Here is a 22,470-nt window from a genome sequence, read left to right on the forward strand (position 1 = left end):
CAACACTCTCCATACGACTCCGTGGACAATGGCCGGCCACAGCAAATGGGCGAATATCCAGTACCGCAAGGGTGCCCAGGACAAGAAACGCGGCAAGATATTCACCAAGCTGATTCGTGAAATCAGCGTCTCGGCGCGCACCGGCGGCGGGGACCCGGACGCCAATCCCCGGCTACGCCTGGCCATCGACAAGGCGCTGTCGAACAACATGCCCAAGGACAACATCGAGCGCGCGATCAAGCGTGCCACCGGTGATGCCGACGGCGCCCACTACGAAGAGGTCCGCTACGAGGGCTACGGTCCCGGCGGCGTGGCGATCATGGTGGACTGTCTCACGGACAACAAAAACCGCACCGTGGCCGAAGTACGACATGCATTCTCCAAGCACGGGGGCAATCTCGGCGCCGACGGGTCAGTGGCCTATCTGTTTTCCCGTGCCGGCGTGATCAGCTACGGACCGGAGGTTGATGACGAACCGGTACTGGCCGTGGCGCTGGAAGCCGGGGCCGAGGATATCGCCGAATACGACGACGGTTCGTTCGACGTCCTCACCGCGCCTGACGACTACCGGCAGGTGCGCGATGCACTCGCGGCCGCTGGCCACGAACCCAGCGCGGCCGACGTGACCATGCGGCCGGCTACCACTACCGAACTGGAGGGGGGTGACGCGGAGACCTGCCTCAAGCTGCTGGACATGCTCGAGGACCTGGATGACGTCCAGAATGTCTACTCGAATGTGGAACTCCCGGAAGACGTGCTGGCGGCGGGCTGATTCCCATGAGCCGCATTCTGGGCATCGACCCGGGTTCGCGCGTGACCGGCTACGGCTTGATCGATGGTGACGCCGGTCGCCCCGTCCTGGTGACCCACGGCTGTATCCGGCAGCCCGAGGGCGAACCGTTTCCCGAACGGCTGGCGCGCATCTTCGCCGAGGTGACCTCGGTGATTCAGGCGCATGATCCTGCCGAGATGGCCATCGAGGATGTCTTTGTAAGCCGCAACGCTGCGAGTGCCCTCAAGCTGGGCCAGGCCCGCGGGGCGGCGATCTGCGCCGGTGCGGCGGCCGGACTGCCGGTGGCGGAATATACCCCGGCCAGGGTCAAACAGGCGCTGGTGGGGCGCGGCGGGGCCGACAAGCGCCAGGTGGCCCACATGGTGGGCATGTTGATGGGCGTGCGCGAGCCGCTGCAGGCGGATGCCGCCGATGCGCTGGCGGTCGCGATCTGCCATCTGCACCACCGCCAGACCGCCGAGCGTCGTCCCGCCCGGGTTCGTGCCTCGTGATCGGCCGTCTCGAAGGTCGGCTGCTGGAAAAGCGCCCGCCCTGGCTGGTGCTTGACGTGGGCGGCGTCGGTTACGAGGTGGAGGCGCCGATGTCCACCTTCTACAAGTTGCCGGCCGTGGGAGAATCCGTGGTGCTGCGCACCCATCTGGTGGTCCGGGAGGATGCCTTCAGCCTGTTCGGATTCGGCGCGGAGGCCGAGCGCAGCCTGTTCCGTGACCTGATCAAGGTTAGCGGGGTGGGGCCGCGGCTGGCGCTGACCATTCTCTCCGGCATCAGCCCGGAGGATTTCGTGGCCACCATCCAGGAAGGCGATGCCGACCGCCTGACCGGATTGCCCGGCGTCGGCAAGAAGACCGCGGCCCGGCTGATGGTGGACATGCGTGATCGCTTGGGTGGCGTCAGCGCCTCCGGGCTGACGATGGCCGGCCCGGCCGGCGGCGGCGTGCCCGACGACCCGGCTGCCGAGGCCCATCACGCCCTGACTTCACTGGGTTACAAGCCGGCCGAGGCGACCCGGCTGTTGCGGAATTGCGATACCGCGGGTCAGTCCAGCGAGGAGTTGATCCGCCAGGCCCTCAAGCGGGCGGTGCGCTGACATGAGTGAACCCCGAGTGATTGCCGGCGACGCCGAGCCGGATGACGCGGTCGACCGGGCCCTGCGGCCCCGCCGGCTGTCGGAATATGTCGGCCAGGCGCCGGTGCGTGAACAGCTCGAGATCTTCGTTACCGCGGCCCGCCGCCGGGGCGAGGCGCTGGATCACGTGCTCATCTTCGGCCCGCCGGGGCTGGGCAAGACCACGCTCGCCCACGTCATCGCCACCGAAATGAACGTCAACCTGCGTCAGACCTCCGGCCCGGTGCTGGAGCGGCCGGGCGATCTGGCAGCGCTGTTGACCAACCTCGAACCCAACGACGTGCTGTTCGTCGACGAAATCCATCGTCTGTCGCCGGTGGTGGAGGAAGTGCTCTATCCGGCCCTCGAGGACTATCAGCTGGATATCGTCATCGGGGAAGGGCCCGCCGCCCGCTCGATCAAGCTGGACCTGCCACCTTTCACGCTGGTCGGCGCGACCACCCGGGCGGGATCGCTGACCTCGCCGTTGCGCGATCGTTTCGGCATCGTTCAGCGGTTGGAGTTCTACGATGAGTCCGACCTGCGCTCGATCGTGGAACGTTCGGCCAGGATCATGGCGGTCGGCATCGATGACGACGGCGCCCGCGAGATCGCCCGCCGTTCGCGTGGTACCCCGCGGGTGGCCAACCGGCTGCTGCGTCGGGTGCGCGACTATGCCGAGGTCAGGGCCGACGGGCATATCAACGGCCAGGTGGCCACGGCCGCCATGGACATGCTGGACGTAGATGCCTTCGGTTTCGATGTCATGGACCGCAAACTGCTGATGTCCCTGCTGGAGAAATTCGAGGGCGGCCCCACCGGGGTGGAGAGTCTGGCCGCCGCCATCGGCGAAGCCCGGGAAACCATCGAGGACGTGATCGAGCCCTATCTCATCCAGCAGGGTTTCATGATGCGCACGCCCCGGGGCCGGGTGGCTACCCGGCAGGCCTATCAGCATTTCGGTCTGCCAACGCCGGCCCGGTTCGAGAGCATGCCGGTGGCGGACTTGTTCGCTTCCGACACTCCTGACAACGAGGATAAGCAGTAACGGGTAACCTGCCGTGTCTGAAATGGTTTAAAATGGATCTGGTTGTTGATCGGAGCCATCCGGAACGATGGGTCAAGCTAACGATGACGCGGCTGGCGATGGCGGCGTGCGACGCCACTTCGAGTGGCCAATCCGCGTCTACTACGAGGACACGGATGCCAGCGGCGTGGTCTACCACGCCAACTATCTGCGCTATTTCGAGCGTGCCCGCACCGAGTGGCTGCGGGCGCTGGGCTTCGATCAGGCAAGGCTGGCCACGGAACTCGGCGCCGTATTCACGGTCGTTTCCGCAACGCTGGCGTTTCGGCGGCCGGCGCGCCTGGACGACAGGCTGATCGCCGATGTCGTGGTCAGCGAGGTGCGCCGCGCCAGCCTGAGTTTCGAGCAGACCCTGCGCCGCGAACGGGAATACGTGGCCAGCGGGCAATTCCGGATCGCCTGCGTGGATACGCAAGGGTTCCGGCCGCGGGCGGTACCGTCGGTCATCGTCGCCGACGCACAAGGAGACTGAATGAACGTCGCAACCGATCTTTCCCTCTGGGGCCTGATCGCCGAAGCCAGCATGCTGGTGAAACTGGTCATGCTCGGACTGCTGCTGGCCTCCGTGGCTTCGTGGGTGGTGATCTTCAAGAAGCGCCGGATCATCGGTGCCACCCACACCGAGGTGGAGTGGTTCGAGGACCGTTTCTGGTCCGGCGGCAATCTCAACGACATCTATCGTGAGGTGATGGAGCGCGGCGATACGCACATCGGCCTGGAGGCGCTGTTTCGTGCGGGGTTCGAGGAACTGCGCCGGCAGCGGGCCGATGGTCGCGGCAAGTCCGACGAAATCCTGACCTCGGTGCAGCGGGCCATGCGGGTATCCCTGGCGCGGCAGGTCGAACGCCTGGAGAACGGTCTGGCACTACTGGCCACGGTGGGATCGACCAGCCCCTACGTCGGCCTGTTCGGCACCGTGTGGGGCATCATGAACGCCTTCATCGCCCTGGGTAACGTCAAGCAGGCCACCCTGAGCATGGTGGCCCCCGGCATTGCCGAAGCGCTGATTGCGACGGCCATGGGCCTGTTCGCGGCGATTCCGGCTGTGATTGCCTACAACTTCTTCACCAATCGGGTGGATGGGCTGGAAAGCCGCTTCCAGACCTTCATGGAGGAGTTCGCCGGCATCGTCGAGCGGGGCATGCACGCCACGCCCGCCCAGTCCGACAAGTGATGGCCGTCCCGTTCAGGCTACGGAGAATCTGCCATGGCTTCTAAGCGGCGGTTGGCCAGCGATATCAACGTCGTGCCCTACATCGATGTCATGCTTGTGCTGCTGATCATCTTCATGGTCACGGCGCCGCTGCTGACCACCGGCGTGCAGGTAAACCTGCCGGAGGCGCCGGCCGAACCCATGGATATCAGCGAGGAGAATGAGCCGCTCATCCTCACGGTCAAATCCAACGGCGAGTTGTATCTGAATATCGGCGACAACCCCGACCAGCCGATATCGGCGGACCGGGTGCAGGAACTCGCCGCACGGGTGATCGAGCAACGCCCGGACGTACCGGTCGCCGTGCGCGGGGACACCGAAGGCCGCTACGGCGAGGTCGTGCGCGGCATGGTGCTGCTGCAACGGGCCGGTGCCAGCCGGGTGGGCCTGATGACCGATCATGCCGACGACGGCGACGAGCGTGGGTGAATTCCGAAATCTTTGGCGTGACAACCGCGGTCCGATTCTCTGGGCCGTTGGTCTGCATCTGGTACTGATTCTGCTGCTGGTGTTCAGCATTCACTTCGGCGGAATCGTGCAGGGGGGCTCGGATTCGCCCGAAGTGGTGGAGGCCGTCATGGTGACCGGCGCCGGGAGCCCGCCGCCGCGCAAAAGCGCGCCGTCGACGCACGAGCCACCGTCCGAACCGCCTCCGGCGGAACCCGAACAGCCGGACGAAGCCGCCGAGGCCGAGGCACAGCAACGCGAGGCTGAGGCCGAAGCACGCGCCGCGGAAGAAGCCAGACGACAGGCCGAAGCCGAGCGCCAGGCCGAGGAAGAGGCTCGACAGCAGGCCGAAGCCGAGCGCCGGGCCGAGGAGGAGGCTCGACGCAAAGCGGAGGCCGAGGCCAAGCGCGAAGCCGAGGAAGAAGCCCGCCGCCAGGCAGAGGCCGAAGCCGAACGCAAGGCCGAAGAAGAGGCCCGCCGGAAAGCCGAAGCCAAGCGCAAGGCGGAGGAAGAAGCCCGGCGCAAGGCAGAAGCGGAAGCCAAGCGTAAGGCCGAGGAGGAAGCCCGACGGAAGGCGGAAGCGGAGGCTCAACGCAAAGCCGAGGAAGAGGCACGTCGCAAGGCGGAGGCCGAACGTAAGGCCGAGGAAGCGGCGCAACGCCGGCGGGAAGCCGAAGCCGCCGAACGGCGCCAGGCCCTGCAGGACGCACTGGCCGAGGAGTCCAGCGCGCGACAACGGGCCGCCAACCAGGCGGCTGTCGATGAGTACGCCTCGTTGATCAAGAATCATGTCGAAAGCAACTGGCGCCGGCCTGCCGGTGTCGAAGACATCAGCTGCCGGGTACGGGTGGAACAGCTCCCGGGTGGCCAGATCGCGGGTTATGAGTTGCTGGGGTCCTGTGGCAGCGATGCCGTAGACTTGTCGGTAGAGCAGGCCATCGCCAAATCCGACCCCCTGCCGCGCCCGCCCAGCCGCGAGGTGTTCCAGCGGGAAATCATCTTCAATTTCGAACCGGATTAACCAACGAGGCACTGGATGACTGAACGACTCGTCGCATGGTCCCGGATGACGGTAGTCCCGGCCCTGATGTTGCTGCTGACCGCGTCGCCGGCGCGGGCGGCCCTGGAAGTGGAGATCACCCAGGGGGTAAGCGGGGCGCAGCCGATTGCCATCGTGCCGTTTGCCCGTGATGCCAGCGTGTCCGGGGATACCGACATTGCCTCGGTGGTGGATGCCGATCTCGAACGCTCGGGTCTGTTCGAACCGCTGGCCCGCGATGCCATGCTGGAAACGCCGGGCAGTGTGCGCGAGGTGGACTACGCGAACTGGCGCTCGGTGGAAGTGGATAACGTGGTGGTCGGTCGGGTTTCACCAGACGGCCGTGGCGGCTATCGGGTGAGCTTCGACATCATCGACGTGTACAAGGGGCGTTCGATCGGTGGGTACGAGATCAGCGCCCGCGAAGGCGGCCTGCGCGACGCCGCCCATGCGGTGGCCAACCGGATCTACGAACAGTTCACCGGCAACAAGGGGTATTTCCTTTCCCGCATCGCCTACGTGGCGGTGGCGCAGGAAAACAGCGGACCCACCTATCGGCTGGTGGTGGCGGACTACGACGGCCACAACCCCCAGACCATTGCGCGGTCGCGCGAGCCGATCCTGTCGCCGGCCTGGCATCCGGCCGGCACCAAGCTGGCCTACGTGGCCTTTGACATGAAGCGGGGCCGCTCCAGCCTGAGAATTCAGGACCTGGGTACCGGGGAGGTCAAGGAAGTCTCATCAAGGCCGGGGATCAACGGCGCCCCGGCCTGGTCGCCCAATGGCAACAAGCTGGCGATGACGTTGTCTTACCGAGGCAACCCGGACATCTATACCTACGACCTGGGCGATGAGCAGGTTCGTCAGATCACACGCAATGGTGCCATCGACACCGAGCCGTCCTGGTCGCCGGACGGTAGCCATATCGTGTTCACCTCCGACCGCGGCGGCAAGCCGCAGGTTTACCGGGTGCGTAGCGGCGGTGGCAACGCCGAGCGGCTAACCTTCGACGGCGAGAGCAACCAGCGACCCTCCTACTCGCCGGATGGTGAAAAAATCGTTCTTGTGCAGGGCGGCAACGGGTTCCGTATTGCGGTTCTGGACCTCGAAACGAATAATATGCGGGTGGTCAGCGATGGTCCCCTGGATGAAGGCCCCAGTTTCGCGCCCAATGGTCAGGTGATCATCTATGCGCGTCAGCAGGGCAACAGTGCCGAACTTGCGACAGTGTCGGCCGATGGACGTATACGCAATCGCCTGCGTCAGCCGGGCGACGTGCGAGAGCCGGCCTGGTCGCCGGCCGGATACTGATTATTTGCCGGTACGAGGCGGACTGGATACTCGAGTTTCCCCTATCACGACAATCCGAGGAGATGAGGATGGTCAATCGGTTTTCACGTCGCCGCGCCAGCTGGCGCGGTATGGTCCTGGTTCTGGTATCGGGCCTGTTTCTGGCCGCCTGTGCGGACAACCCGCCGCCGGGCGATCCCGACGATACCAGCGAGGGGGTTTCCACCGGTGACGGCGGGGTTGAAACGCGCGAGATCAACGAGCGCGGCCTGCTCGGCATCGACGAGAAGGATCGGGCGATGTTCGTCGATCCGGATAACCCCCTGTCCACACGCACGATCTACTTCGAGTACGACAGCAGCACCATCCAGTCTCGCTTCCGCGAGGCGATCCAGGCGCATGCGCGTTATCTGGCGGACCACCCGGATGTTCAGTTGCGGCTGGAAGGCCACACCGATGAACGCGCCACGCGCGAATACAACGTGGCGCTGGGCGAACGGCGTGCCGAGTCGGTCGAACGTGCGCTTTCGCTGGCCGGCGCCGGTTCCGGGCAGCTTTCCACCCTGTCATTCGGCGAGGAGCGGCCGGCGGAACTGGGTTCCACAGAAGCTGCCTACGCCAAGAACCGCCGGGTGGAACTGATCTACGTGGCCCGCTGATCATGTTGATGGCAGCACAACTCGGTCGGGTCGGGGCAGTGATCCTGATCGGCATCGTCGGTGTGGCTCAGGCCGATATCGATACGGCCACCAAGCTGCGGTTGCAGTCGATCGAGGCCCGCCTCCCCGACGTTGATCGCCTCGAGCGGTTGGAGCAGCGGGTGGCCCGCCTCGGTTCCGGCGAGGGCATCCAGGTTGCGGCCAACGAGACCGGGGACAATGGCGGTGCCAGCAGCGGTGGCATGTTCTCGTTGCTGCAGGATCTGCAGAGCGTGAAAGAGGATGTACGTTCGCTGCGGGGCGAGATCGATGAGGTCCGGAATCTGATCAAGCGCAACGAGCAGCGTCAGCGTGATCTCTATGAGGATCTCGATGCCCGTCTCCAGGCGCTGGAACAGGGCGGCGGTGGCTCGAGCGGTGACTTCGTGACCGTGCCCGAGAATGGCGCCGGCGCCGGTAGCGGTCAGGGCGAGGTCGATAGCGCGGAAGCCGAAGCTGCTTATACTGCGGCACTGGATCTGCTCAAGGCGGGGGACTACGAGCAGGCCCGGTCCAAGTTCGACCGCTTCGTCAGCGACTATCCGAACAGCGAGTTCAGCGATAACGCATGGTACTGGCTGGGTGAGGCCCGCTACGTTGATCGCATCTATGAAGGTGCCATCGCCGCGTTCCAACGGGTTATCAAACGGTTCCCCGACAGCAACAAGGTTCCCGGCGCCCAGTACAAGCTGGGCGTGATCTACGATGAACAGGGCAAGGCACAGCAGGCACGCGAGGCACTGCAGCAGGTGATCCAGGAATACCCGGATGACAATGCTGCCGAACTGGCCCGTAAGCACCTCGACGCCATGGATCGCTGATGTCGGAGGTGCCGGTTGCCGAACGCCGTCCGGCCGATCGGGCACGTGGGCGCGAACTGCAGACCCTGCGGATCACGGAGATCTTCTATTCGCTGCAGGGCGAGGCCCGGGCGGCCGGCGCGCCCACCGTGTTCGTGCGGCTCACCGGCTGTCCGCTACGCTGTGAGTACTGCGATACCGCCTACGCTTTCCACGGCGGGCAGCGTCGGGAAATGGACGATATTCTCGCTGATGTGGCGGCCTACGGCGTCCAGCATATCTGCGTGACCGGCGGCGAGCCGCTGGCGCAGCCGGGCTGCGCCACGCTGGTCCGTCGGCTATGCGACGCCGGCTACGGGGTTGCGGTTGAAACTAGTGGCGCGCTGGACATCCGTCCGATCGACACTCGCGCCTCGCGCATCGTCGATCTCAAGACGCCGGGATCCGGTGAGTGTCGACGCAACCGCTGGGACAACCTGGACGCGCTGACCGACGATGATCAACTCAAGTTCGTCATCTGCGACCACGCCGATTTCGACTGGGCGGCGGCTGTCTGCCGGGAACACAGCCTGTGGGATCGGTGCCCGGTCTGGTTTTCCCCCAGTCACGGACAGGTGGATCCGTCGGCGCTGGCAGACTGGATACTCGCCGACCGCTTGCCGGTACGGCTGCAGTTGCAGCTGCACAAGCAGCTCTGGGGCGATCAGCCGGGTCGATAACGCGTGAACCGGGACGACGAGCATGCGGTGGTGCTGCTGTCGGGCGGCCTGGATTCCGCCACCTGCCTGGCTATGGCGCGGGCCCAGGGCTTGACTTGCCATGCCCTGACCGTCGACTACGGCCAGCGCCACCAGGCGGAAATGCAGGCGGCAGCCCGGCTGGCCGTCAGCCTGGGGGCCGAACAGCACCGCGTGGTCCGGGTGGACCTCGCGGGCATGGGCGGATCGGCCCTCACCGATGCCGGCATCGACGTGCCGGAACAACCGGGCACTGGTGTCCCCGTGACCTATGTGCCGGCCCGCAACACCGTCATGCTTTCGATTGCACTGGCCTGGGCAGAGGTGCTGGATGCCCGGCACATCTTCATTGGCGTCAACGCGGTGGACTATTCCGGCTATCCGGACTGCCGTCCGGCCTTCATCGAGCAGTTCGAGCGGCTGGCCGCGGTGGCAACCAGTGCGGCCACCGAGCAGGGCCATGCCGTTCGGATCCAGGCGCCGCTCATTTCCCTGACCAAGGCGGAAATCATCCGCCAGGGCAGCGCGCTGGGCGTGGACTATGCGTCGACCGTGACCTGCTACCAGGCCGACGCCGATGGGCAGGCCTGCGGCCGTTGTGACGCCTGCCGGCTGCGTCGTCAGGGGTTCGCCGAAGCCGGCGTTGGCGACGCCACCCGTTATGCACCGGATGCCGGCTGATTCCTTTCCGCGATACCCTGGTCAAACAAGCATTTTCGGGTATCATTGCGCGCTTTCCGGCGTGCGGGCCGTTAGCTCAATCGGTAGAGCACCGGGCTTTTAACCCGTTGGTTCCGAGTTCGAGTCTCGGGCGGCCCACCATTCCGTACGCCTTTTATTCGTCGGTCGTGTCCGGCGCCCCGGTCGCTGTTCGGCGTAGCTGCTGTACACCGGCCGCCAGGGTGACGGTGGTCAGCTCGCCGAGATGCCAGTCGACGATGCGCCCGCCACGGTCCACGAACAGGGTGGTGGGCAGCATGCCGCTGCCCAGGGCCTGGCCGAGCCGGCCGTTTGCATCCAGAACCACGTTGTCCAGACGCAGCGATTGTGCCTCCAGATACTGCCGGACGGTGGCCGCGGATTCGCGCTGGTTGGCGAAGACGAAGGTGATGTCCGGATGCCGGTTCGCCGCCGCCTCCAGTGCCGGCATCTCTCGACGACAGGGGCCGCACCAGGTGGCCCAGAGGTTGATGATCCGCAGCCCCGGCTCGATATCGGTCATTACGACCGGTTCGCCGTCCAGCCGCCGCATCTCGACTGGCGGCAGCATGGCGGCGCGCGGGGTCAGCCAGGTTGTCAGGCCGGTACCGCCCAGCCAGATTAGTCCGCCGACCAGGGCTGCCGAGGTCAGCGCCCGGCGATTTTCCGGCTCGCGAATCAGGTACACAATGCCCATGGTGACTGCCACCACGGCCGCACCCGGCCACCAGAAGCCGCCATCCCAGATGTAGAACATTTCCAGGGGACGTGGCGCGTATAGCGACCAGTGTCGGGCGATAAAACCCAGCCGCGCGCCGATCAGGCCGGCGATCAGCAGCATCCAGAGACGGTCGTTAGCGGAAGGGCGCTGCGTCGATGACAGCAGACGGCCGATCACGAGCGCACCGGCGAAGGCCAGTATCAGCAACAGACGGTCGAGCGGGATGGATAGCGACCCGAAGGTGATGGTCTGCATGGTTGTTCAGGCTGGCGGAGAGAGGCGCGCGATCATGCCCGATTGTCCGTTGACTCGCGAGGTTGAGCCGGCCGGTTGCTGAAGCAATCCGCCGCGCCCGGTAAACTCTCGCGCTTTGCCTGGCCGTCGATCAGCCGCCGCCAGCCCGCTTGCCCGCCGCCACCAAGGAGACACGATGACCATCTGGCACGGTTCGCCCGACCTTGATCTGCTCAACGGCTACGCCAGCCGAGACATGACCGGCCGCATGGGCATGGTCTACACCGAAATCGGCGACGATTACCTGCGGGCCCGGATTCCGGTCACCGATGACTGGCGCCAGGCCTACGGGTTGTGGCACGGGGGCGCATCCTGCGTGGTGTCCGAATCCATGGGCAGCGTGGGAACGTCGCTTTGCCTGGACAGTGCGCGCGAGTACTGCGTTGGTATTGAAATCAATGCCAGCCATATGCGTTCCGCCACCGGTGGCCATGTCACTGCCGAGGCCAGACCGATCAAGCTTGGGCGAAATCTGCACGTCTGGGAGACACGGCTCTGGAACGACGAGAACAAGCTGATGTGCGTGTCCCGCCTGACGACCTCGATCATTGCGGGCGGTCCACCGAAAATCGGCTAGCAGCGGTCACTCCGGCCGTTCGTCGGCGTCCGGCAGCGGTTCGGGTGGAGGTTCCGGGGCTTCCACCGGGGGCGGCGAGGGAGCTTCCTCGACATCGGCCTCGGGTACCTCGCTTTCGGGCGGCGATTCGCCGGTGGTCGCCGCTTCCTCGGCCACTTCATCCCGGCTTTTCTCGATGCCGATGTGGTAGGCCGCAAAGCCCGGAATCACCACCTGATTAAGCGCCATGCCCAGCACCTGACCACGTACGGTGGAAATCACCTCAACGCGGGTATTGGTGATCGGGTCGGTGACTGTGCCCAGGACGTCGCCCTTGTCGACCCGATCGCCCAGATCGACACGACTGAACAGGATCCCGCCCGAGTCGGCCCGTACCCAGTCGGATTCGTAGTACACCGGTTGCGGCTCCCCCCACAGGCTGATGCGGCTGAGCATCTTCATGTGATTGAGCAGGGAGCGGATGCCCTTGACGCCCTGAGCTACTTCCTCCGGCTGAAAGCGCATCGGCTCACCGGCCTCAAGCGTGACGGCCGGAATGCCCGCCTCGGTGGCCGCACCGCGTAGGGTTCCGGGTGGCCCCTCGCTCTGCAGCACCGCGATCGCACCGAAACCCTGGGTAAGATCGAGTACGGCCGGATGGTCGAGATCGGCCCGCAGCTGCGGCAGGTTGGTGCGGTGGAAGGAGCCGGTGTGCACATCCACCAGTGCATCGCAGTGGCGGATGATGCCCTCGAAGAAGGCATGGGCGATGCGCGATGCCGAACTGCCATGGGCGGTGCCGGGGAAGTAGCGATTCAGGTCACGCCGGTCGGGCAGATAGCGGGAACTGCGGCGGAAGCCGAACAGGTTCACGATGGGGACGCCGATCACCGTGCCCCCCAGTTCGTCAGCATCGAGCCCGTAAAGCACCCGGCGCACCATCTCGATGCCGTTGAGCTCGTCGCCGTGGACCGCGGCCGTCAGGCAGAGCACCGGCCCGGGCCGAGTGCCATGCGACACCAGCACTGGTGTGGGCACTGAAATGCCCAGGAATGACTTACTGGCAACCCAGGACAGGCGGCGGGTCGTGCCCGGCAGCACGTCGGTATCCAGAAATCGAAACGGGCCGATCTCGTCACTGGTTGAGGATGCCCCACCTTCATCTGCGGGCGGTGCGGCTGGATCCACCTCGGTGTCGGCGGCAATTGGGGGCGGCTCCGCTTCGGCTGCGTCGGGCGGGCCGGCATCGTCACTGGTGTCATCAACCGAAGGTGTGGTCGCGGACGGCGGAGTGACAACCAGATCGTCCTCGATCTCATTGGCCCAGCCTGGCGCGGCCAGAGTGGCACAGGCGCAAGCCAGGCATCGCAACCAACAGCGAATCATCGTACTACCCCGGTAGGCCGGAACAGGCCCGCTCGCCTGCGTTGATGGTGCCGCCGGAGGGACTTGACGATTCTGTCCGGAACAGAATCGGACCGCCGACAGGCGGGGCCCGAAGGGCCCGAGCGCCATGGATGGCGCGAGTCGCATTCCGCGCCAGGAGGGCGTGCTCTTCCGACGAGCGGCCCCACGGACGGGGCGAGCAACCCCCACAGCATGCACCAGAACATGCTCCGTTCCTCGTGTTGATGGTGCCGCCGGAGGGACTTGAACCCCCACAGCCTAACGGCCACCAGGACCTAAACCTGGCGTGTCTACCAATTCCACCACGGCGGCTTGGCGCGTAGTTTACCGCTTTGTCTCCGGCGTATTCGAGCGGTTTGCGATGGTGGGCCACTGAAAACCGGTTCCCGGGTTGCATCGCATCCGGCGTTTGCGTAATGTCGGAAATGCATCATAGTGCAACAATCAAATCAGCTAGAATGGCTTGTTGACGGTTGGCGCGCAAAGAAAACAGATAAAAGAGCAGTATAGTGCATGTTCGTACCCCCAATGCCTGCAGCGGGGCATCAGCGAACAGCAGAATACGGGGCAACCGACCCCACGGGCAGATGCGGCGCGGTGCGCGCCGGGCAAGAGGAGCACAACATGTACACCGTCGATATCGATACCGGTGGAACGATGACCGATGCGCTGGTCAGCGACGGCAACCGCCGTCATTCGTTCAAGACCGATACCACGCCCCACGACTTTACGGTGTCGTTCCGCAACTGCCTGGAGGAGGCGGGCCAGGCACTGGGGTTCGATTCGACCACGGCATTCCTGCGCGAAGTGTCGATCATTCGCTGGTCTTCCACCATCACCACCAACGTGCTGGGCGAGCGCCGTGGCGCGCGCGTGGGCATTCTGGTTTCAGCCGGTCACGAGGCCGGTCTCTACGGCGACGGCGAATCCGCGGTCGTCGGCGACCTGATTGCCGCCGACCACATCATTGGCATGTCCGCTGACCCGGATCCCCAGGAAATCCTCGACAGCGTCAAGAAGCTGCTGGAAAGCAGTGTGCGTCGCGTGTGCGTATCCCGGGCCGGCTCGTTCCCGGACAACACCGTGGAAAAACGCATCAAGGCAGTGATCGAGGAACAGTATCCGGATCATTTCCTGGGTTCGGTACCGGTTCTGCTGGGCAGCGAGATGGCCCAGATCGGCCATGATCAGACGCGCGCCCATTACTCACTGATGAACGCCTATACCCATTCCCAGCTGGCCCAGGCGCTGTTCAAGGCCGAGGATATCCTGCGTGACGATTACAGCTGGGAGCGCCCGCTTTTCATTGGTCATACCAGCGGCGGCGTGGCCAAGGTCGGCAAGACCAAGTCGGTGGACACGATCGAGTCTGGGCCGGTGTTCGGCACCTTCGGCGGGGCCTATATCGCGCGGGAGTACGGCATCGACAATGCCGTCTGCTTCGATGTCGGCGGCACCACCTCCAAGGTCTCGATCATCCGCAACGGCGAACCGGTGTTCCAGCGCGGCGGCAAGCTCATGGGCATTCCGGTACAGACCTCATTCGCCATGCTGCGGTCTCTGGCCATCGGCGGCGGTTCCATCGCCCGGGTGGTGGATGGTGAGGTTCGGCTGGGCCCGGAAAGCATGGGTGCCGCGCCCGGGCCGGCCTGTTACGACCTCGGCGGGGATCGCGCCACCCTGACTGATGCGATCCTGGTGCTGGGTTACCTCGATCCCACGGGCTTTCTCGGCGGCCGCCGGGATCTCTCGATCGACCGGGCACGGGCGGCGCTGGCCGAGCATGTCGGCGACCCGCTTGGCCTATCGGTGGAAGCCGCAGCCTGTGCGGTCCGTGACCGGGCGGCCAGCGAACTTGCCGGCCTGGTCCGGGCAACGCTGGCCGAAGCCGGTCTGTCTGCCGCGGAAACCGCCCTGTTCCTGTTCGGCGGCAACGGCCCCACGCTGGGCGCATTCGTGGCGGATGCCGTGGGCATCGATCGGGCCTACGCCTTCGATCTGGGGCCGGTTTTCAGTGCCTTCGGCTCGGCGATTTCGGATGTCGTGCATGTCTACGAACGCGGCGTGGGGGCAAGCTTTGGTCCTGGCGAGCAGAGTCGCATCCGGCAGGTGGCTGCCGATCTCTATCTGCAGGCCAGCCGCGACCTGCGCGGCGAAGGTTTCGATCCCGCCGACGCGAGCTTTACCGCGGAACTGGAGTTCGGCGAGCACGAGACAGTGGCCGGCGTGGTCCGCATCGAGACCGGACCGGAGGCGGATGACGCGTGGTTCGAGGCCGCCGGACAGGCCGTGGCCGCCAGCGACATCGACACCGCCCGCTGGCCGTTGCTGCTCATCCGCCTGTCTGCGCGACACACCATCGGCACCCACAGCCTGCAGAAAAGTGACCGCCAGGCCAGCGCGGGTACCGACGAAACCCGTGTCCTGGTGTTCGGCGAGGATCAGGGCCAGCCGCAACCGGTGCGGCGCTGGGAGGACCTCGGGCCGGGCAGCGAGGTAATCGGCCCCGCCATCATCAACGGCGCCACACTCACCTGTCCGGTGCCGCCGGGCTGGGCCCTGCGCGTGGATGACTACGGCAACGCCGCGATGGAGAACAAGCAATCATGAGCTACGAACGGCTGCGTTTCACGGAATACCTCGATCTCGATCTCAACAGCGAGATGTGGATCTGCCACGACTGCGGGCACGAGTTGATCTCGGCGCGGGAGAACTACAAGAAGGGCTGCCTGGTCGCCGACCGCGAGCCGGCGGACGTCCATCCGCCGGTAATGGCTGGGGACTATGGCTTCGTGCCCGATGCCGACTGGGTACACGTGCTGGAGTTCTACTGCCCGTCCTGTTCGCGCCAGATCGAGGTGGAGTATCTGCCGCCGGGACATCCGGTCACCCACGACATCGAGGTGGATCTGGATGCGCTGAAAAAGCGTGTGGACAACCGTGAAATAGAAATCCGCGACGGCAAGATCTGCCGGCCCGGTAGTGCAGAGGAGGATGCGGGATGAGCGGGGAGACAGCACGTCAGATGCAGTCAATCGACATCGATGTCGGCGGCACCTTCACCGATCTGGTGCTGAACCTGGATGGCGAGACCACCATCGCCAAGTGCCCGACTACGCCGCACGACCTGTCCGTGGGTTTCCAGGACGCCATCGAGGCGGTGTCGGCGAAGCTCGGCACCACCATGCCGGAACTGCTGCCGCGCATCGACGTCGTGCGGTATTCCACCACAGTGGCACTGAACCGCTTGATCGAGCGCAAGGGCCCCCGGGTGGGCCTGGTCACTACCGAGGGTTTTGAGGACACCATCCTGATCGGTCGCGGCGCCCAGTGGCTGGATGGCCGCCGGGTATCGGAAATCCGCAACATTCCGGCCCAGCGCAAGCCGATGCCACTGATCACCCGGGACATGACCGTGGGCGTGCGCGAGCGCGTCGACTCCACCGGCCGTATCGTCCGGCCTCTGGACGAGGAGGATGTGCGCCACAAGCTCCGCACCCTGATGGACAAGGGGGCGCGCGCAATCGTCATTTCGCTGATGTGGTCGTTCGTCAACACGCAGCACGAACGGCGGGTGCGCGAGATCATCCGCGAGGAGTACAAGGAATATCAGCTGGGCTTCGTGCCGGTGGTGCTGTCGTCGGCCGTGGTACCCAAGATTGGTGAGTATGAGCGCACCATGACAAGTGTGCTCGACGCCTACCTGCAGCGCGACATGCAGGCCGAGATCAGCGCCACCTGGGACAAGATTCGCGACCAGGGCTATCGCGGTTCGTTCCTGATGATCCACAACTCCGGCGGCTGCGGCGAAATCTTCAAGACCAGCGCCTCGCGCACCTTCAACGGCGGGCCGATTGCGGGCCTGATCGGCTCGGCCCATTTCGCCAAGCAGCTCGGCTACAAGAACGTCATCGCCGGCGACGTCGGCGGCACCTCGTTCGATGTGGCGCTGGTGGTGGAATCCGGGGTGCGCAACTACGATTTCAAGCCGGTGATCGACACCTGGATGGTCAACATGACCATGATGCAGACGCTGTCGATCGGCGCCGGCGGCGGCTCCATCGCCGCGGTGGATCCGGTGACCAAACGGCTGACCGTGGGGCCGCGCAGCGCCGGGTCGATGCCCGGGCCGGTCTGCTACAACCAGGGCGGTACCGAGCCCACGGTCACCGACGCCGACGTGGTGCTGGGGTACATGAACCCCGGCAACTATTTCGGCGGCAAGATGAAATTGAGCGTACGCAAGGCCGAACGCGCCATCCGCGACAAGATTGCCGAGCCGCTGGGCATCAGTGTGCTGGCAGCAGCGGCACAGATCCGTCGCATCATCGACGAATCCATGGCCTCGGCCATCAAGCGCGAAGTGCACATGCGCGGATTCCGGCCGGACGACTTCGTGCTGTTCGCCTTCGGCGGGGCCGGGCCCACTCATGTGTCCGGGTTCAAGGCGGATGTGCCCCGGGCGGTGATATTCCCCTCGGCCCCGGTATTCTGCGCGGTAGGCTCATCCATCATGGACTTCGTGCACATGTACGAGCAGTCCCGGCGCATGATGTTCATGGAGCCGAAGACGGAAAACTTCGTCGCTGACCGCGAGCAGTTCAACACCACCGTCGAGGCGCTGATGGAGAAGGCGCGTGGTGAACTGATGGCCGAGGGTCTGCCGGTGGCGGATGCCATCTTCTCGCTGGAACTGGACATGCTCTATGGCGGGCAGGTGCAGGTGAAACGCTTCGCCTCGCCCCGGGTGCGGCTGGACTCGGAGGATGACGCCAGGGTGGTCTACGAAGCCTTCGAGGCCGAGATCTCCGATGCCTACAGTCCGCTGGTGGTCAACCGGCCGGGCGGTGCGTTCCTGGACAATTTCGTCCTGCGGGTTACGGTGCCCACCCACAAGCCGCAGTTGGTGGAACGCGAGATGGCGGGCGCCGATCCCGTCGCAGCCGCCAATGGTTCGCGTGAGGCCTTCTGGCCGGAAACCGGCGAGAGCGTGGACACTCCGATCTACACCTTCGAAAAGCTCGAACCCGGCAATGTGATTGACGGCCCGGTGATCATCGAGGCCGAATTCACCACCATCGTGGTGCCCCCCGGACAGCGTTTTTCCATCGACAAGCATGGTCTCGGCGTGATGGAGGCGGGTGCTTGAACATGTCGAGCTCAAACCGCCAAGGGCGCAAAAGACGCAAAGGTAAACAATTCATCATTATCTTTGCGTTCTTTGCGTCCTTCGCGGTTCAGGATTAAAGATTTTCGGAAGTAATCGAGCGGAAACTAAATATGGCAATCCCCACACTCGAACAGAAACTCAAGTGGCTCAAGCCCAACCCGGCCAGCGACAAGGAACTGGCGCTGGCCGAAAAGCTGGACGCCGCCCAGGTGGAAATTGGCTTCCAGCGCACCAACGACATCCTCTCCGAGGCCATGGAAGTATTTCAGCGCACCTGTCGCTGTGCCATGGGGGTGGCCGGCGATTCGCTGGTGGGGATCATGACTGCGGAAGGCGACATGGTGAATGCCTCCTGCGGCACCTACCTGCACTCGGTAATTCCGCCGCTGATCAGCAAGTTCGTCATGGAGACGTACGGCGACAATCCCGGGATCAGGGACGGCGACCTGTGGTTTGCCAACGACGCGGTCTACGGTGGCGTTCACAACCCGGATCAGATGGTAATGATGCCGGTGTTCTTCGAGGGCGAACTGGTGGCCTGGACCGCCGCCCTGGTCCACACCACCGAAACCGGGGCGATCGAGCCCGGCGGCATGCCGGTATCGGCGACCTCGCGCTTCGAGGAGGGCATGAACCTGCCGCCGATGAAGATCGGCGAGAACTTCGAACTCCGCGACGACATCGTCACCATGTTCGAGGCCTTCGGGCTGCGGGCCCAGTCGATGATCAATGTCGACCTCAAGGCCCGTTGCACCACCGCCGACCGGGTACGTCGGCGGATCCTGGAGGTCTGCGAGCGCGAGGGGGCCGATTACCTGCGCGGCCTGTTCCGGCGCATGCTCCAGCAGGCCGAGGCCGGCGCCGCCGACCTGATCAGCCTGTGGCCGGATGGCCATTACCGCTGCGTGACCTTCGCCGACGCCGTGGGCCTGCAGCAGGGCATCGTGCGCAACTGCTACATGGACATGGAGAAACGTGGTGACAAGCTGGTCGTCGATTTCTCCAAGACCGGCCCGGAAACCGCCAGTTCCTACAACGCCCATCCCCAGGCGGCCATCGCGCACTTCTCCAACTACATCTATGAGTATCTGTTCCACGCGCTGCCGATCAACAACGGCACGTTCGCGTCCATCGACTTCAAGTTCGGCCAGAACACCTGCCTGAGTCCCGACCCGCGGGCGGCGACGTCGAACTCGGTCATGATCTCGGCCGGGGTGATGAGCGCCAACCACAACTGCTTTGCCAAGGCGCTGTTCTCCACCTCCGACTGGCGCCAGGCCGGGGCCTCGCTGGGCAACGGCGGCAACGCCCTGGTACTGGCCGGTCAGAACCAGTGGGAAACCGATTTCGCCGACATGATGGCCTATTCCATCAACAGCGAAGGGCAGGGGGCGTTGCCGGACATGGACGGCATGGACTCCTTCGGCTTCCCCTGGGCGCCGTTCGGCCGGGCGCCGAACAGCGAGTTTGTGGAAAACGAGTTTCCGTTGCTGATCCCGGTGTCCAACCATCTGCGCGATTCCTGCGGTCACGGCAAATACCGCGGCGGCGTAGGCACGGTGCAGGTCTGGGTGGCCCACCACAAGCCGCAGGTGGCGCTGATGGCCATTGCCGACAACACCCGGCTGCAGACCCCGCAGGGCCTGTTCGGCGGCTATGCGCCGTGCACGCTGCCTGGCATCGGCATCCGCCAGGCCAACATCACCGAAATGATGGCCGAGGGCAGCGAGGCGCTGAACATGGACGCCTACGACATCCTTTCCAATCGCACCATCGGCGGTGACTACGAGGTCGAGTTCATGGGCCGTTCGGTACGTGCCTACAACGAGGGCGATATCGTGACGTTCGCCTTTTCCACCGGAGGTTGCGGCTACGGCGATCCGCTGGACCGGGACCCGCTGGCGCTGGAAGCCGATATCCAGAAGGGCGTGGTGTCGCAGGAGGCTGCCGAGTTCGTCTACAAGGTGGTCTGGGATCCCGAGCGCCAGGCCGTGGACGAGGCGGCCAGCGAACAGGCGCGCAAGGACGAACTGGCAGCCCGCGCCAGACGCGGCCTGCCCTGGGACGAATTCATGGCCTCCTGGTCGCAGAAGAAGCCGCCGGAGGAGATTCTGGTGCACTACGGCACCTGGCCGGATGCCGAATCCCGTGGCCCGCTGGTACGCGCCTGATGCCGACGGATGCCCGCAAGAGCCTGGCCGATCTGGCCCGCGGCGTGGCCGGGGAGGGCGACCCTCTCTTCGCGCCCGTGATCCACGGCGTCGGCGCCCAGATCGAGGCACTGGCGCCGGCCGCGATGGTGGTGGACGCCACCCGCCTGGGCAAGGGACTGACCGAAACCCGCCGTGTCCTGGGTCTGCCGGCGCTGTACGTGACCGTGCCGAGCCTGGCCGAAGCCGAGGCGCTCGGGGCCGGGGTCGATCTGTCGACCTGGCCGCCGCGGCTCACGCAACCGGCCGGTCCGTCGGCGCTGGAGGCCGACGAATCCGGTGCCATTGCAAGCAGCCCGCGCTTGCAGGCCGCGCTGGAACTGACCCGTCGGCTGGCCGCCACGGACGGCGAGGCGGCTCTTCTGGTGGGGCTGACGGGCCCGGCCACGTTGGTACAGCAGTTGGTGCCGACGGCAGTCGGCGACCAACAGGAAGACGCGTTCGACTACGCTGGAGGGTTCCTCACCGCGCTGGTGCGGGCCTTCGGCGAGGCCGGCGCCCATGCCGTGGTGCTGCAGGAAACCGTGGGCGCGCCGGACGATACCGACGTGCGCGAGTTGTGGGACGACGCGCTGGCCCCGGTGACCAACGTGGCCCATTTTCACAAGATGCCGGTGCTGCTGGGCTTCGTCGGCGCATCCGGGCCCGGGGCTGGCGACTGGCCGGATCAGGTGGTGCCCTGTCTGGCGCCGGCGGAGGCCGCGGCGCAGGCAGGTGACATTCACGCGGTCATGCTGCCGGCTGACCCTTCAACCTGGCGTGGGTCGGCCTACGGCGCGGCAGTGATCATCACCGCCGGCGAAGTGCCGGCCGATACGCGGATTGCGGATCTCAAGGCCGCCATCAAGGCGCTTGCATGACCGACTACTGGAGCCCGGAACTGGAGACGAAGCCCTGGTCCGAAGTCCAGGCCTGGCAGGCTCAATGTGTCTCGGAGGCGGTCCCGCGGATTCGGGAGACTTCGCGCCTTTACGCCGGACTGCTGGCCGAGACCGGCGATGTCACGATTAATGCATTCGAGGATCTGCAGCGACTGCCGTTCACCGGGAAAGAGCACCTCAAGAACGCCCAGGCGGATGCCTCGGCGACCGAGCCCTTCGGTGCGAATCAGGCCGCGCCGCTGGTGGACATCGTGCAGACGGTGTCCTCCTCCGGTACCTCGGGGGTGCCGCTGTACTATCCGGTGACGCGTGCGGATGTGGCGATGTGGACCGATGCCATCGCCCAGAACTTCTTCACCGCGGGCATCCGGCGCGAGGACGTGATCGCCCACCTGGTCGGGCTGCCCGGGGTGGCCGGCGGTCTGCCCTATGCCGAGGCATTTCGCGAAATCGGTGCCACCCTTTGCTGGCTGGGCGGTTTCCCGACCGAGCGCATCCTGCGGGAAATGCGCCGGCTGCACACCACGGCGTTGCTGGCGACCACCTCGTTCGGTACCTACCTGAGCGAGACCTGGGACGAGGTGGGTGAGACCACCGGCATCGAGTCGTCCCTGCGCAAGGTGCTCTGTGGCGGAGAGCCGGGGCTGGATCAGCCGGCCATCCGGCACAAGATCGAAACCGGCCTGGGCATCGACGGCCTGCGCGAGGTCATGGGCATGGGCGATGTGATTCCGGGCATGTGGGGCGAATGCGACGTCGCCGACGGCATGCACTTCAACGCCCAGCGGTATGTGGCGGTGGAACTGATCGACCCGGACAGCGGGGAGCCCGTGCCCTGGTCCGCCGGCGCCACCGGCGAGCTGGTCTACACCACCTTCCAGCGGGATGCCGCGCCGCTGATCCGCTATCGCTCCCGAGACCACGCCCAGGTGGTGGATGTGGCCTGTGCCTGTGGCCGCACCTCACCGCGCCTGCGCTGCATCGGCCGCACCGACGACATGCTGATCTACAAGGGCATGAACGTATTCCCCACCGCCATCCGTGATGTGGTAGCGGAATCCTTCGCCGGACGGCTCGAACCCACCCTGCGTATCTGGAAGGCGTACAAGGACCTGGTCCGCTTCGACGAGGCCATCCCGGTGGACGTCGAGGCCTGCGAGGGTCTCGCGGCCGCCAGCTATCCTGCGATCGCCGGGGCGCTGGAAAGCGCGGTGCGCTCGCAGATGCAGGTTCGCATTCGAGTCACGGTGCTCGAACCCGGCGGCCTGCCCCGCGGCGCCTACAAGAACGCGCTGGTCGCGGTACGAGAAAACAAGTGAACGT

Annotated in this window: 22 protein-coding genes and 2 tRNA genes; 21 read left to right on the plus strand and 3 right to left on the minus strand. The window is 65.4% G+C overall.

What is annotated here, in order from left to right:
• Nucleotides 1–28 precede the first annotated feature (28 nt).
• The 14 genes from RM532_RS11885 (at nt 29) to RM532_RS11950 (ending at nt 10,031) form a co-directional block, all read left to right on the plus strand.
• On the plus strand, nt 29–772 hold the full coding sequence (locus RM532_RS11885; protein WP_311653552.1) for a YebC/PmpR family DNA-binding transcriptional regulator: 744 nt from the start codon (nt 29–31) through the stop codon (nt 770–772).
• Between the two features lie 5 nt (nt 773–777).
• On the plus strand, nt 778–1,284 hold the full coding sequence (gene ruvC / locus RM532_RS11890; protein ID WP_311653553.1) for a crossover junction endodeoxyribonuclease RuvC: 507 nt from the start codon (nt 778–780) through the stop codon (nt 1,282–1,284).
• Nucleotides 1,281–1,880 (plus strand): Holliday junction branch migration protein RuvA, encoded by a 600-nt coding sequence (gene ruvA / locus RM532_RS11895; protein ID WP_311653554.1) that lies wholly within the window; start codon nt 1,281–1,283, stop codon nt 1,878–1,880. The genes ruvC and ruvA overlap by 4 nt, the downstream gene beginning before the upstream one ends.
• Before the next feature lies 1 nt (nt 1,881).
• Nucleotides 1,882–2,946 (plus strand): Holliday junction branch migration DNA helicase RuvB, encoded by a 1,065-nt coding sequence (ruvB, locus tag RM532_RS11900; protein ID WP_311653555.1) that lies wholly within the window; start codon nt 1,882–1,884, stop codon nt 2,944–2,946.
• Between the two features lie 67 nt (nt 2,947–3,013).
• Nucleotides 3,014–3,457: a tol-pal system-associated acyl-CoA thioesterase gene (ybgC, locus tag RM532_RS11905; protein WP_311653556.1), complete on the plus strand. Its 444-nt coding sequence runs from the start codon at nt 3,014–3,016 to the stop codon at nt 3,455–3,457.
• The gene (gene tolQ, locus RM532_RS11910) at nt 3,458–4,159 is read left to right on the plus strand and encodes a protein TolQ (RefSeq protein ID WP_311653557.1); all 702 of its coding nucleotides are present in this window, start codon (nt 3,458–3,460) and stop codon (nt 4,157–4,159) included. It begins immediately after the preceding gene.
• A 33-nt stretch (nt 4,160–4,192) separates the two neighbouring features.
• Nucleotides 4,193–4,627: a protein TolR gene (gene tolR, locus RM532_RS11915; RefSeq protein WP_311653558.1), complete on the plus strand. Its 435-nt coding sequence runs from the start codon at nt 4,193–4,195 to the stop codon at nt 4,625–4,627.
• Complete coding sequence (gene tolA / locus RM532_RS11920; protein ID WP_311653559.1) at nt 4,620–5,666, plus strand: cell envelope integrity protein TolA; 1,047 nt, start codon at nt 4,620–4,622, stop codon at nt 5,664–5,666. Before tolR ends, tolA begins: the two co-directional genes overlap by 8 nt.
• A 15-nt stretch (nt 5,667–5,681) precedes the next feature.
• The gene (gene tolB / locus RM532_RS11925) at nt 5,682–6,995 is read left to right on the plus strand and encodes a Tol-Pal system beta propeller repeat protein TolB (protein ID WP_311653560.1); all 1,314 of its coding nucleotides are present in this window, start codon (nt 5,682–5,684) and stop codon (nt 6,993–6,995) included.
• Nucleotides 6,996–7,063: 68 nt separating this feature from the next.
• Nucleotides 7,064–7,633 (plus strand): peptidoglycan-associated lipoprotein Pal, encoded by a 570-nt coding sequence (pal, locus tag RM532_RS11930; protein WP_311653561.1) that lies wholly within the window; start codon nt 7,064–7,066, stop codon nt 7,631–7,633.
• 8 nt (nt 7,634–7,641) lie between these two features.
• Nucleotides 7,642–8,493: a tol-pal system protein YbgF gene (gene ybgF / locus RM532_RS11935; protein WP_311653562.1), complete on the plus strand. Its 852-nt coding sequence runs from the start codon at nt 7,642–7,644 to the stop codon at nt 8,491–8,493.
• Nucleotides 8,493–9,191, plus strand: coding sequence for a 7-carboxy-7-deazaguanine synthase QueE (gene queE, locus RM532_RS11940; RefSeq protein WP_311653563.1), 699 nt, complete (start codon nt 8,493–8,495; stop codon nt 9,189–9,191). Before ybgF ends, queE begins: the two co-directional genes overlap by 1 nt.
• 3 nt (nt 9,192–9,194) lie before the next feature.
• Nucleotides 9,195–9,890 carry a 7-cyano-7-deazaguanine synthase QueC gene (gene queC, locus RM532_RS11945; RefSeq protein WP_311653564.1) on the plus strand — a complete coding sequence of 232 codons (696 nt, stop codon included), beginning with the start codon at nt 9,195–9,197 and terminating at the stop codon, nt 9,888–9,890.
• A 65-nt stretch (nt 9,891–9,955) separates the two neighbouring features.
• Nucleotides 9,956–10,031: transfer RNA gene (locus RM532_RS11950), tRNA-Lys, on the plus strand.
• Nucleotides 10,032–10,044: 13 nt separating this feature from the next.
• On the opposite strand, the gene RM532_RS11955 is transcribed toward RM532_RS11950, so the two are convergent.
• Nucleotides 10,045–10,884: a prolipoprotein diacylglyceryl transferase family protein gene (locus RM532_RS11955; RefSeq protein ID WP_311653565.1), complete on the minus strand. Its 840-nt coding sequence runs from the start codon at nt 10,882–10,884 to the stop codon at nt 10,045–10,047.
• 175 nt (nt 10,885–11,059) lie between these two features.
• Here RM532_RS11955 and RM532_RS11960 point away from each other — a divergent pair, with 175 nt between their 5' ends.
• The gene (locus RM532_RS11960) at nt 11,060–11,500 is read left to right on the plus strand and encodes a PaaI family thioesterase (RefSeq protein WP_311653566.1); all 441 of its coding nucleotides are present in this window, start codon (nt 11,060–11,062) and stop codon (nt 11,498–11,500) included.
• Nucleotides 11,501–11,506: 6 nt separating this feature from the next.
• Here RM532_RS11960 and RM532_RS11965 read toward each other — a convergent pair whose 3' ends face one another.
• Both RM532_RS11965 and RM532_RS11970 read right to left on the minus strand, forming a co-directional pair.
• On the minus strand, nt 11,507–12,865 hold the full coding sequence (locus tag RM532_RS11965; RefSeq protein WP_311653567.1) for a succinylglutamate desuccinylase/aspartoacylase family protein: 1,359 nt from the start codon (nt 12,863–12,865) through the stop codon (nt 11,507–11,509).
• Between the two features lie 246 nt (nt 12,866–13,111).
• Nucleotides 13,112–13,198 (minus strand) — tRNA-Leu (locus RM532_RS11970).
• A 312-nt stretch (nt 13,199–13,510) separates the two neighbouring features.
• Between RM532_RS11970 and RM532_RS11975 the strand changes: the two genes are divergently transcribed.
• From RM532_RS11975 to RM532_RS12000, 6 genes are all read left to right on the plus strand, one after another.
• Nucleotides 13,511–15,496, plus strand: a complete 1,986-nt coding sequence (locus RM532_RS11975) for a hydantoinase/oxoprolinase family protein (protein WP_311653568.1) — start codon at nt 13,511–13,513, stop codon at nt 15,494–15,496.
• Nucleotides 15,493–15,891, plus strand: coding sequence for an acetone carboxylase subunit gamma (locus RM532_RS11980; RefSeq protein WP_311653569.1), 399 nt, complete (start codon nt 15,493–15,495; stop codon nt 15,889–15,891). Before RM532_RS11975 ends, RM532_RS11980 begins: the two co-directional genes overlap by 4 nt.
• The gene (locus RM532_RS11985; RefSeq protein ID WP_311653570.1) at nt 15,888–18,035 is read left to right on the plus strand and encodes a hydantoinase/oxoprolinase family protein; all 2,148 of its coding nucleotides are present in this window, start codon (nt 15,888–15,890) and stop codon (nt 18,033–18,035) included. Before RM532_RS11980 ends, RM532_RS11985 begins: the two co-directional genes overlap by 4 nt.
• 131 nt (nt 18,036–18,166) lie before the next feature.
• Nucleotides 18,167–20,227: a hydantoinase B/oxoprolinase family protein gene (locus RM532_RS11990; RefSeq protein ID WP_311653571.1), complete on the plus strand. Its 2,061-nt coding sequence runs from the start codon at nt 18,167–18,169 to the stop codon at nt 20,225–20,227.
• On the plus strand, nt 20,227–21,126 hold the full coding sequence (locus tag RM532_RS11995; RefSeq protein WP_311653572.1) for a uroporphyrinogen decarboxylase/cobalamine-independent methonine synthase family protein: 900 nt from the start codon (nt 20,227–20,229) through the stop codon (nt 21,124–21,126). The genes RM532_RS11990 and RM532_RS11995 overlap by 1 nt, the downstream gene beginning before the upstream one ends.
• Nucleotides 21,123–22,466: a phenylacetate--CoA ligase family protein gene (locus RM532_RS12000; RefSeq protein ID WP_311653573.1), complete on the plus strand. Its 1,344-nt coding sequence runs from the start codon at nt 21,123–21,125 to the stop codon at nt 22,464–22,466. The genes RM532_RS11995 and RM532_RS12000 overlap by 4 nt, the downstream gene beginning before the upstream one ends.
• Nucleotides 22,467–22,470 lie beyond the last annotated feature (4 nt).

It is taken from the genome of Spectribacter hydrogenoxidans, assembly GCF_031846275.1.
Lineage (GTDB): Bacteria > Pseudomonadota > Gammaproteobacteria > Nevskiales > Salinisphaeraceae > Spectribacter > Spectribacter hydrogenoxidans.